The organism is Mycobacterium sp., from assembly GCF_035653355.1.
Classification (GTDB): Bacteria; Actinomycetota; Actinomycetes; order Mycobacteriales; family Mycobacteriaceae; genus Mycobacterium.
In genome coordinates this window covers 1-9,703 of record NZ_DASRBZ010000682.1, presented here as the reverse complement: position 1 = coordinate 9,703, position 9,703 = coordinate 1, and the positions used below count along the sequence as shown (strand labels likewise).

Annotated in this window: 11 protein-coding genes; 3 read left to right on the top strand and 8 right to left on the bottom strand. The window is 63.3% G+C overall.

Going from position 1 to position 9,703, the window contains the following annotated elements; translation table 11 throughout:
• The 3 genes from VFA16_RS23460 to VFA16_RS23450 all read right to left on the bottom strand — a co-directional run.
• Positions 1-703: SDR family NAD(P)-dependent oxidoreductase (locus VFA16_RS23460; protein WP_324970142.1), on the bottom strand; the 703-nt coding region annotated here is incomplete at its 3' end.
• Between the two features lie 313 nt (positions 704-1,016).
• Complete coding sequence (locus tag VFA16_RS23455; protein ID WP_324970141.1) at positions 1,017-1,676, bottom strand: dehydrogenase; 660 nt, start codon at positions 1,674-1,676, stop codon at positions 1,017-1,019.
• A gap of 408 nt (positions 1,677-2,084) precedes the next feature.
• On the bottom strand, positions 2,085-2,462 hold the full coding sequence (locus VFA16_RS23450) for a hypothetical protein (protein WP_324970140.1): 378 nt from the start codon (positions 2,460-2,462) through the stop codon (positions 2,085-2,087).
• 190 nt (positions 2,463-2,652) lie between these two features.
• Between VFA16_RS23450 and VFA16_RS23445 the strand changes: the two genes are divergently transcribed.
• Positions 2,653-3,336, top strand: a complete 684-nt coding sequence (locus VFA16_RS23445; RefSeq protein WP_324970139.1) for a TetR family transcriptional regulator — start codon at positions 2,653-2,655, stop codon at positions 3,334-3,336.
• Positions 3,337-3,452: 116 nt separating this feature from the next.
• On the opposite strand, the gene VFA16_RS23440 is transcribed toward VFA16_RS23445, so the two are convergent.
• Complete coding sequence (locus VFA16_RS23440) at positions 3,453-4,247, bottom strand: MBL fold metallo-hydrolase (RefSeq protein ID WP_324970138.1); 795 nt, start codon at positions 4,245-4,247, stop codon at positions 3,453-3,455.
• Between the two features lie 83 nt (positions 4,248-4,330).
• On the opposite strand from VFA16_RS23440, the gene VFA16_RS23435 reads away from it, so the two are divergent.
• Together VFA16_RS23435 and VFA16_RS23430 are read left to right on the top strand one after the other, a co-directional pair.
• Positions 4,331-4,915: a TetR/AcrR family transcriptional regulator gene (locus VFA16_RS23435; RefSeq protein ID WP_324970137.1), complete on the top strand. Its 585-nt coding sequence runs from the start codon at positions 4,331-4,333 to the stop codon at positions 4,913-4,915.
• Positions 4,916-5,156: 241 nt separating this feature from the next.
• Positions 5,157-6,029 (top strand): alpha/beta fold hydrolase, encoded by an 873-nt coding sequence (locus VFA16_RS23430; protein WP_324970136.1) that lies wholly within the window; start codon positions 5,157-5,159, stop codon positions 6,027-6,029.
• On the opposite strand, the gene VFA16_RS23425 is transcribed toward VFA16_RS23430, so the two are convergent.
• The 4 genes from VFA16_RS23425 to VFA16_RS23410 all read right to left on the bottom strand — a co-directional run bounded on the left by VFA16_RS23425 (position 6,026) and on the right by VFA16_RS23410 (position 9,467).
• Entirely contained in the window at positions 6,026-6,205 is a 180-nt protein-coding gene (locus VFA16_RS23425; protein WP_324970135.1) for a hypothetical protein, read from the bottom strand. The genes VFA16_RS23430 and VFA16_RS23425 overlap by 4 nt on opposite strands.
• Before the next feature lie 350 nt (positions 6,206-6,555).
• Positions 6,556-6,792, bottom strand: coding sequence for a hypothetical protein (locus VFA16_RS23420; RefSeq protein ID WP_324970134.1), 237 nt, complete (start codon positions 6,790-6,792; stop codon positions 6,556-6,558).
• A 77-nt stretch (positions 6,793-6,869) separates the two neighbouring features.
• Positions 6,870-7,274 carry a universal stress protein gene (locus VFA16_RS23415; RefSeq protein WP_324970133.1) on the bottom strand — a complete coding sequence of 135 codons (405 nt, stop codon included), beginning with the start codon at positions 7,272-7,274 and terminating at the stop codon, positions 6,870-6,872.
• An 81-nt stretch (positions 7,275-7,355) separates the two neighbouring features.
• Positions 7,356-9,467 carry an FUSC family protein gene (locus VFA16_RS23410; RefSeq protein WP_324970143.1) on the bottom strand — a complete coding sequence of 704 codons (2,112 nt, stop codon included), beginning with the start codon at positions 9,465-9,467 and terminating at the stop codon, positions 7,356-7,358.
• Between the last annotated feature and the right edge of the window lie 236 nt (positions 9,468-9,703).

The window sequence follows — 9,703 nt, the reverse complement described above, 5'->3', positions numbered from 1 at the left end:
CGGGTGCGCCGCGGTGCTGTTCGTGTCTGAGGGCGCTGGCCACCATCGCGCGGAACGACTCCTCGTACAGCGATCGTCCGTCAACCCCCAAACTTGCTAGCGCGTCGTCAAGATCGGCCTGAAGCTTGTCGACGGCAGCGGTTTTAATCACCCCCGGCTCGACGAGGATCACCGGGATCGACCACGGCTTAAGTTCCTGGCGCAGTGCGTCATTGACTGACCGCAGGGCGTGCTTGACCGAGCATTGCACGCCGGCAAACGGCATGGTGGTCCAGCTAGCGGCCGAGCCGATGTTGATCACGCGGCCGCGGCCAGCCCGAAGTAGGGGAAGCATCGCCTGTGTGACAGCCACTTGTCCGATGACATTTATCTCATACTGTTCGCGCAGCGCCTCAATCTCGACGAACTCGATCGGCCGGGCGAGGGCGGTGCCGGCGTTATTGACCAGGCCGGCCAAGCCTGCGCCATGGGTGAGCTCGGCAATCCGTGTGGCGGCGGCAGTGATCTGGTCGTCCTCAGTGACATCGAGGATCACAGGTATCAGCCGCCTATGAGGCGTGGCCTCACGCAGGACGTACCCGTCGGCGTCCTTGCGCACCCCGGCGAAGACTCGGAATCCTGCCTCAGCCAGCGCGATTGCGGTCGAGCGGCCGATACCGCTAGAGGATCCTGTCACCAACACCGACCCATGTTGTGTTGCCATGGTGATCGCCTTCCGGTCCCTTCTCGTTTAAGGTTCTGCTCGGCTTCCGTCGGGGCCAACGCCGCAATGACTAGATCGTCGCCGCGTACGGCCGTCGATCGGCGCGCACTTCGCCCGCCGCGTCGTGCGCGGATCGCGGCTTTGTCAAGCGCTGGTGGTGTTAGGCAGTTCTGCAGCCGGCGCTGGCGGGCTGACTCGCCAGCGCCGAGGCGACGACCTTCCCCGCGGTCGGGTGACATCGTGTGCGGCGGGCTCTGCGACGTGAACAAGGCTGTGCGACAACAGGTCTAGATACTGGCGCGACATCGGCGGCCTATCCGCTGAGCACTCTGTCAAGCTCGCGCAGTGCGGAGGTAGCCCGGGCGACGCTGTGTTCGGCGCAGAAGCGGATGATGTCACGCAGGTCATCGATGCTGACGCCCGCTTCAAGAGCGAGCGTGAGGTGCCGGCGGAAGGTATCACCGAGCGTCTGCTGGCTGACGTCGCAGGTGATCGCAATGATGATTTGCTCTCGCCTGTTTAGCCGGTGCTCTGACGATGCCCTCGCGATACGTGAGTTGAGGAATCCGCGCATCCACTCGTCGTTGATATCGAACGTTTCCGCAGCCTCAGCCGCTCGAGGCGAAGTGCCGGGATCACCGACATCGTCCGTGTCAAGGCCAATTTCCTGCGCCACCTGCTGTAGTCGCGCAAGCGCGTCCGCGGCTGCCGGATAACCGGAATAGGGCGCCGTGAATCGGATCACGGCGAGCATGTCAGGGTAGGAGATACCGTACATTTTCGCCGCGGTGATGTGCATGTGGAATGCGAGTCCCAGGTGTGATCGGCACACGTCCTGAGCCAGGTTTTGCAGAAGCTTTTCTCGGATGTTGGTGCCCGACAATCCGAACGTGAACTCTCCGGTCTCCAACGCCATCTTCTCGAATTCCGGGTCTACGGCGGCGAGTGGACTGCTGGGCAAGTCGACGGCCATAACACTCATCCTTTCGCGTGGTTGGTGTTGCGTATATGGTTGCGCCAGGCGCTAAGCGCGGCCGAAACCGCTGACCGATCAGAATCCACAGTGTGGCCGGCGGCATATCTATCGGGCCGGATCAACATCACGCTTCCATGGATTGCACCGACTCGTTGACCGAAGTATCCAGCGACATCGACACCGTACGCTCCTCATGCCCACCCAGCGTTCGAATGCCAACGATTGTAGGCCAACGTACGTTGGCATCGCAAGTAGTCGGTCTTTATGGGTAACTGGTGCGCAATGCGCGCGAAACGCTGCAGAGCTTTCCGGGGGGCCTCTTTCCCGTTTAGGCCCACGTCGGTACAGCGGTGACAGCTTCTGTTCCCGTCGGGCGACGGTATGCCGAGATAAGTTGGCGCGAAGTCAGTCTGGGTTGTTCCCTTGGCGGTCGGCAGCACCCGTCGTGGCGGCTGAGTGGAACAGTGTATTGCTGACGTAGCTGACGTTGACCTCACCGTCGTAGGTCTCGATTTCCTCTACCGAGAATTCGGCAAGGCTAGCGCGGATATCTGCCGCCCCCTGTTGCGCGCGTTGGAGTAGGTCAGCTGATTCAAACACCGTCACGGTCAGAAGTGTGTCGTCGCCGGTTCGGATGGCCTGGTAACTCAAGATGCCAGCTGGCACACGCACCGGCTCGGACACCGCCGCTCCACTGAGTTGTGAAGCGAATCGTCTCTGGACTTGGTGCATGAGTTCATCCATAGAGCCCGTCATCTTGTACCGGCGGATCATGGCGTGCATCGGATCTTCCTCTGCTGGCTTTAGCCCCTTCTAACGGCATTCACTACAATCGTAGGCCAACACCTGTTGGCATTGCAAGCTTCGATGATTTCTCTCGCACCGACTTCTCGATATCTCCCAGGGAAGGAGCTCGAGCGGACGCTCTTCCAAAGAGGCGCGCGCAACATGCGTAGGCATACAATTGTGGGCTATGGCGTTCACTTCACGCTCCGCACCTACGCGCGCTGCGATTTTGTCGGCGGCCAGGAAGCTGCTCAGCGAGCGCGGGTATGAGGCGATGACGATTCGCGCCGTCGCCGCCGAGGTCGGCGTAGACCCATCCATGGTGATGCGCTACTACGGAAGCAAGGAGGGCCTTTTCAGCGCCGCAGTGGACTTGGACTTGCAGCTCGAGGAGCTCCTGCCTGTGCCAAGGCACAACCTGGGCGAGGTGCTTGCGCGCCACTTCTTGTCGAAATGGGAAGGAGAGCTCGCCGACGAAGCGACCACACTGCTGCTGCGCTCCGCTGCCACGAACCCCGTTGCTGCTGAACGGATGAGGACTGTGTTCGACACACAAGTAACCAAATTCGTCCGCAAGTCGACCGAGCCCGGGCGCTTGGCACCGCGACGAGCGGGACTGGTGGCCAGTCAGCTATTGGGTTTGGCGCTGACGCGTTATGTTGTCGCATTGCCACCGATCGTCGCATTGGACGTAGAGGCGCTAGTGAAAAGTGTCGCACCGACCTTGCAGCATTACTTGACGGCCGACCTTGACACCGTACGCACATCGCGAACAGCGACCAAAGGCGCCGGACGCAAAGCCCCACGACCTTCGTCCGCTGGCACCAGCACGAGAAGCACCAGGAAGAAAGCCAACACGGCGGTGAGCTGAGCGCATAGTTCCCCGGTTGCGCAATGCTCGTTGTGCGGTCAGGGTGTTGAGCCGTGGGCGGCATCAGTTAGGTGCCGGGGTCAGTCTCTAGCTCGGCGAGTGCGCCAAGGGTGTTCTTAAATTTCGAGCCCTTCGCCGGGCGCCAAGGCTGCTGTCGAATATGTTTCGTTGCTGCTCGCCTGAAGGAATGCCTCGAGCTCGTTCGGGCGGGTGATGTAGCGCCCGTCGACATGAAATCCGTTGTAATGGATGGGGATAGCGATGCGTGCGCCGAGCAGTCGCGCGGCTACCGCAGCGTGCTCGGCATCGAGGGTAGACGCGAACGGGCTGGGCGGTTGGCAATGAGGGAAACACACGACCGGTCCGTTGATCGGAGTGAGTACGGCGTCGAACGGGCCAAACCGGCGAGCAGCACGCCACCAGTAGCCGTGAAACATGCTGTCGCCTAAGTGAATGACGCGTTTTCCGCCGGCTTCAATCGCGTAGGATACCTGGGGGTCTCCTAACGCATCCACCGCAGGAATCGCTGCAATGCGGAACGGGCCCGCTTCGGCTGTTTGCCAGTACTGCAGGCTGCGTCGGCTCAGCTGATGCTGGTTAAGTTCGTGATCCGCCTTGAGCAGCCACAGGTTTTCGTGGTCGTCACCACCGAATGAGATCGGGTGATACACGGGGCCATCTGCGCGGAGTGTGGACGCGAGGGCACCGGCATCGGCGTGATCACGGTGAAGGTGCGTGCAGAGCCCGGCCACCACATCGCCCGCGCCCTCGGGAGGCACAACCACGGGCATGACCCCCTCAAGTCCGGTACCCTCCAGCACTCCCGTGGGATCGCCAAGCAGATCGACGACTATGTGTTCGCCGTGGCTCTCAAGTTCGACACCAGCCCAGCCCAGCCAGCGGATACGCATCCCATCACCCCTTTAGCGAACGATCGATCGCAATATAGCGGACGATCGTCTGCTATAACAAGGAAGTGAGCCCTAGGCGTTCGATGGGTGCGGCGCAGGAGACCCGTTCACGGATCGTCGATGCCTGTGTTCAGCAAGCGTCCGTTGGCGGCTTGGAAGGGTTGACAATCGGCTCGCTGGCGACCCGGCTGGGGATGAGCAAGGCCGGAGTGATTGGTCCTTTCGGGTCAAAGGAAAAGCTGCAGATCGCCACGCTGGAACGTGCTGTGAGCCTTTTCCGCCAGCAGGTGATAGAAGCAGCTCGCGCGAAGCCAGCGGGGATGCCCCGGCTTAACGAGGTAATTCAACGCTGGACCAGCTACCTAGAAAGCGGACCATTCCCTAACGGTTGCTTTGTCACGGCGGCCTCATGCGAACTCGACGGAAGACCCGGCGTGTTGAGGGATCGACTGCGCGACATGATCCGGTTGTGGCAAGACTTCCTCAGGGCCGAGATCGAAGTCGCTCAGCGACAAGGCTCGATCCCAAGAACGCTGGTGCCTGAAGACGTTGTCTTCGTGTGGACAGGAGTGATCATGGCGGCGAATCAGGAAATTCAGCTGATGGGCTCAACCGGCGCCGTATCCCGCGCCCGCCGCCTCATGCGCGCAGCAATCCAGGCTGAGTGATCGAGTCCTGCGCACCAGTTGTGACCATTGCTTCAGATACGGCCATTCGCCACAAGATGGCCTCCAAGATCAACTACCGCGGCATGCTGACGGGGTTCGTACCCAGGGTCGAATCCTGGACCTGCCACCGTTCTCCTATCCTGGAGACTGCGAGTTGCATCTAATCCCCTAGAAGCAGACCTAGGGTTTTCTGCCACGACAGCCCGGCCGAATCGCTGAGGCGCCGAGGGGTAAGGGATCAATGAACGAATTGAAGTATTTGGAGTTGCACGGCGATCGGGTGGCCTACCGTGACGCCGGCGACGGGGAAGTGCTGCTACTCATCCACGGCATGGCGGGCAGTTCAGCCACTTGGCGGTCGGTGCTGCCGCAGTTGTCGAAAAGATTCCGGGTGATCGCGCCGGACCTGTTGGGCCACGGCGAGTCGGCGAAACCGCGGGGCGACTACTCGCTGGGTGCATTCGCGGTCTGGCTGCGCGATTTCCTCGACGAACTCGGCATCAGCCACGCCACCGTGATTGGTCACTCGCTTGGCGGCGGTGTGGCCATGCAGTTCGTCTACCAGCACCCGGACTACGTCAAGCGGTTGATCCTGATCGGCAGCGGCGGCCTCGGTCCGGATGTCGGATGGGTGCTGCGGCTGCTCTCGGCTCCCGGAGCGGAGCTAATTTTGCCGGTCATTGCGCCGACGCCGGTGCTCACCGTGGGCAACAAGCTGCGGTCATGGGTGCGAGGCGCGGGCATTCATTCGCCGCGCGGCGCCGAGTTGTGGAGCGCCTACTCGTCGCTCTCGGACCGGCAGACGCGGCAGTCGTTCCTGCGCACGCTGCGATCCGTGGTGGATTACCGCGGGCAGGCGGTCAGTGCGCTGAACAGGCTGCAGCTGCGTGCCGAGCTACCGGTCATGGCGATCTGGGGTGAGGAGGACAACATCATCCCCGTCGACCACGCCTACGCCGCACACGAAGCACGCGCTGACACACGTCTCGAAGTGCTGCAGGATGTCGGTCACTTCCCGCAGGTGGAAGCGCCTACAGAGGTGGTTGAGCTGATCGAGGACTTTATCGCGACCAGCGAGCAGTCCGACGTGAACGCCGTTCAGCCGAGCTCTTAATCCGGCGGTTCGTCCTCCGAGCCTTCAGAGCCGCGGACAGCGGCCTGTTCACGGTCGCTGGGTTTGCCGGGAACCCCTTCGGCTTCTCGTTCGTCGGCGACCTTCTCGTCAAGCTGATCGACGATGTCTTCCAGCTGCTGATCGTGACTCGGTTGCTCTTGGTGGGGTTCCGTCATATCGCTTCCCGTCGATGCGAGCTGGCGGACACCGCATACCCCGACGGGCACAGTTGGTAACCAGACCGCCCGCTACGGCATTGTGGCGTCCGGCACGGCATCTTTCCTTGCCGCAGGGTTGCCTCGATGCCCTACGTCAGCACCTGGCCGTGCGGTGCCTGTCTGGCGAGGCCGACGAATCCCCCGCGCTCGAATTCGCAAAAGCGCGAAGGATCGCGCAAGCTCGAACAACATGGGAGCAATCATCGCGGTTACCCGCGAAGGCGCCAATGACCCACGCCACTTCAGCGGCAAGGTGTCCCCAAAACGTAACTAGTGCGCCGCCTGCCGGCTACCTGCGCCGTCCAAGTTCATGGGCGACCGCCACGGGCACGGCGAATGTTGTCCTGTTCGTGGAACGAGGCATCGGGGCACCAGATGATCGGCCAGTCCAGCCACGTCGGGTCAACTTCTCGATCGACAAAGAACACACAGTGTTCGGACTCTGACGGCACCAGCTTCCAGCCCAACTTGTCACCGCGGAATTCGCGCACCAGCAGTGCGCCTTCAGCGGAGCGGCGCACGGTACCCCTCGGGGTGTCGTTCATGGAACCAGTCTCCACTTTCTCTGTAGCCGTCAGCAGGAAGCCGATCAACTAACGGCTTCACCGAAGTGACACAACCCTTAACTAGCTGAGCCCGTGGTGTTGACGATCAACACGTCGGTTTGGGCCCTGCTTGCGACGTTGCCCGGAACCGACGCCAACCGGCCGATGATCGGGTCCAGTCCTACCCTGCCGACGACGAGCAGATCAGCCTTGACTTGATGCGCCAGGTCCACCAGCGCATGTGCTGGGGCGCCCCGGATCGCCTGCTGCTCGACGTGGTTCGCCCCGGCCGCCTTGGCGCGGTCGCTGGCTTTCTGCAAGATCGCGGACGATTTTTGCTCGGCCGATGAGCTCGACGGGCATCCCGTCGCAATGATCAGCTTGGCGTTCGACTCGGCGGCAATTTGGGCTGCGCGCTGTACCGCGCGCAACGACGTCTCCGAGCCGTCGGTCCCGACCACCAGCGTCTGATAGGCGCTCACTTGCCCTCCACGGATCGCCTGCACTGTCCCGAATCAGTGCCAGTAACTCGTCCAGTAGCCGATTCGGGCAGGTCGCAAACGTCACCTTGAGCTTCTGCCCGGTAGCTTCGTGCGCTCGTCAGCGCCCAGGTCGACGGCTTCGGTGACGACGGCGCGGTCGATCTGCCGCAGAGCTTGTAACGCCGACAGCAGCCGCCGCCCATCAGAGCCGGGCTCCGGATCGCCGTCCTGTTGGCAGACGAGGCTTTCCGCGGTGTCGAGGAAGTCGGTCGCCGGCGCGACGATGGCGTGCTGGTAGGGGACGGCATCTAACGCCTCGACGTTGCGACGTATCTGCGCGGCAGCCGAGGTGACGGCATCCACCAGCTGCGGGGAGGGATCGCCGTAGCGTTCGCTGTTGCGGGCCAGGGCTCGCGCGTAGCGGTCACAGGCCGAAAGCACCCGCAGGGCGCGCCGGATACTGCGCCGCCCGGAGATGCCGGCCACGCCGGCGAGCAGCGGCTTGGCGGTGGTCCGGAACTGTTGCAGGTTGCGGTCGAGTTCACGCGCCTTGTCGGTGGGGCTGGTCGCTTCTTTGCCGCCGAACAGACTGGCCACCGAACCCTCGATCAGCTCGGACAGCGTCGTCAAAAAGGTATGGCCGTCGCTGCGGATCGCTGTGCGGGTGTTGGTCGGCAGCACCAGGATTGCCACGGCGATCCCGATGACGGCACCTATGGCGGTTTCCTCGATGCGCAGCAGCAGCAAGCCGAACGTGAACTGGCCAAGCAGCCCGTACAGCAACGCCAGCATCGTGGTGATCCAGAAGGTCATCAGGCTGTAGGCGACCCTCATGAAATAGAAGGAACAGAACAGGCACACGAAGACCAGCACCAACGACACGGCGCGGTTGCCGGACACCAGCGTGGCAATCAAGATGCCGCAGGGCACCCCGAGCGCGGTGCCCAGCATCCGTTGCCAGCCCTTGGTGAGGGTTTCACCCCAGGTATTGGTGCCGGCGAAGATCACGAACGCGGCGATCACCGCCCAATACCAACGCGCGGGGGATACCAATTCGCCGACGACGATCGCCAATGATGCAGCCACGGCGACCTGGACGGCCTGCCGGGTGGTCGGCCGCAGCCCGGTGGGAGGTTTGTCCGGCTCGGCCTTGTGTGGCGGCGGGGCCGTGCTCGCGCCGCTGGCGCGGTCGACCATTGCGCGGACTTCGGACGCCGCTGTGGCCGTGGCAATCACAGCCAACCCGAGGCGACGCACCAGGGCCTCGCCGGAGTGTCGATCGATCAGCTGCTGAGCCCGGTCGGCGACGCGGCGCAGACCCTCGGGTTGCGGCAGCCGGATCGCCCTGGCCAGCTGGCTGAGCGCTGCGGCCAGTTCGGCACGCGTTGCGGCGGGTATTTCCGCGCCGGCGTCAGCCAGGCGTGCACCGGCGGTGACGACCCGCTCGACGGTGAGCTCCGCGTCGAACAGCCACAGCGCCAGGTCTTCGCCGCTGACTCCGGGCCACAGCGGCGCTGGGTTGACTTTGTCTTCAATCTGACTCTGGACCATCAGCGCGGTGTCGTTGAGCCGGGCGATCCGTGCCCGCAGCCGGCGGCGCCGCCGTTCGTCGAGCCGCCCCGCTGCTATCGCCTCGGCGGTGGTGCCGACGACGATGGCCATCCGCGCCCGCAGCGACCGCATAGTGGCTTGCAGCACGCGTTCGGGTCGATCAGGCAGCACGTAGGTGGTGATCACGAAACTGCAAGCCGTGCCCACCACGATCGCCCCGATCAGCCAGGGCAGTTCGGCGGTTGTGGCTCGCAGAAACAACGTGAAGAAGTAGGCCATGAACATGACCATTCCCAGCGCTCGTCCGCGCGGGCCAAAGCGACGAATATAGACCGCCCCGAACACGATGCCCACGAACACGACGTCGCTGACCACCTTGTGCGGCGCCAGCACCGTGCCGGCGGTAATGGCCAGTGCGGCGGGCAGCGGCAGCAGCGCCATCGTGATCTTCTGCCGACGCGGATCCGGCTCGTTGACGGCCCGTCCCGACACCATGGTGATCAGCACCCCGAGCAGGGCGACGGTGACGGGCTGGCCGGTCGCCCTGGTCAGGACGTAGAGGATCGCCAACGCGCAGGCCAACGCGGCCGTGGTGCGGCTGGCCATCCGCAGCCGCAACAACCCAGGATCCGAGCCGATCAGCCAGTTCTGGGCCCGTATGACCAAAGCAGTTAACGGCTGGTCGTGCCACGCGTCGGCGACGTCGCGCTGGTGCAGCAGGTACCGACCAGCCACCGGTGATCGCCTCCTTCCCTTCTCCATGGTGTCCCACGACGGCACGTCGATGCCGCCCCTGGCCTGTGCGGCGTTGATGAGCCGCCCCTTCTGGACCCGAGTAGTGTGAGACGCATCGGCGGTGTTTTGTCCGCGACCATTCT

Excerpts from the sequence above, each read along its gene's own strand:
- VFA16_RS23455 (WP_324970141.1), bottom strand. The coding sequence starts at position 1,676 with ATGGCCGTCGACTTGCCCAGCAGTCCACTCGCCGCCGTAGACCCGGAA.
- VFA16_RS23450 (WP_324970140.1), bottom strand. The coding sequence starts at position 2,462 with ATGCACGCCATGATCCGCCGGTACAAGATGACGGGCTCTATGGATGAA.
- VFA16_RS23445 (WP_324970139.1), top strand. The coding sequence starts at position 2,653 with ATGGCGTTCACTTCACGCTCCGCACCTACGCGCGCTGCGATTTTGTCG.
- VFA16_RS23440 (WP_324970138.1), bottom strand. The coding sequence starts at position 4,247 with ATGCGTATCCGCTGGCTGGGCTGGGCTGGTGTCGAACTTGAGAGCCAC.
- VFA16_RS23435 (WP_324970137.1), top strand. The coding sequence starts at position 4,331 with ATGGGTGCGGCGCAGGAGACCCGTTCACGGATCGTCGATGCCTGTGTT.
- VFA16_RS23430 (WP_324970136.1), top strand. The coding sequence starts at position 5,157 with ATGAACGAATTGAAGTATTTGGAGTTGCACGGCGATCGGGTGGCCTAC.
- VFA16_RS23425 (WP_324970135.1), bottom strand. The coding sequence starts at position 6,205 with ATGACGGAACCCCACCAAGAGCAACCGAGTCACGATCAGCAGCTGGAA.
- VFA16_RS23420 (WP_324970134.1), bottom strand. The coding sequence starts at position 6,792 with ATGAACGACACCCCGAGGGGTACCGTGCGCCGCTCCGCTGAAGGCGCA.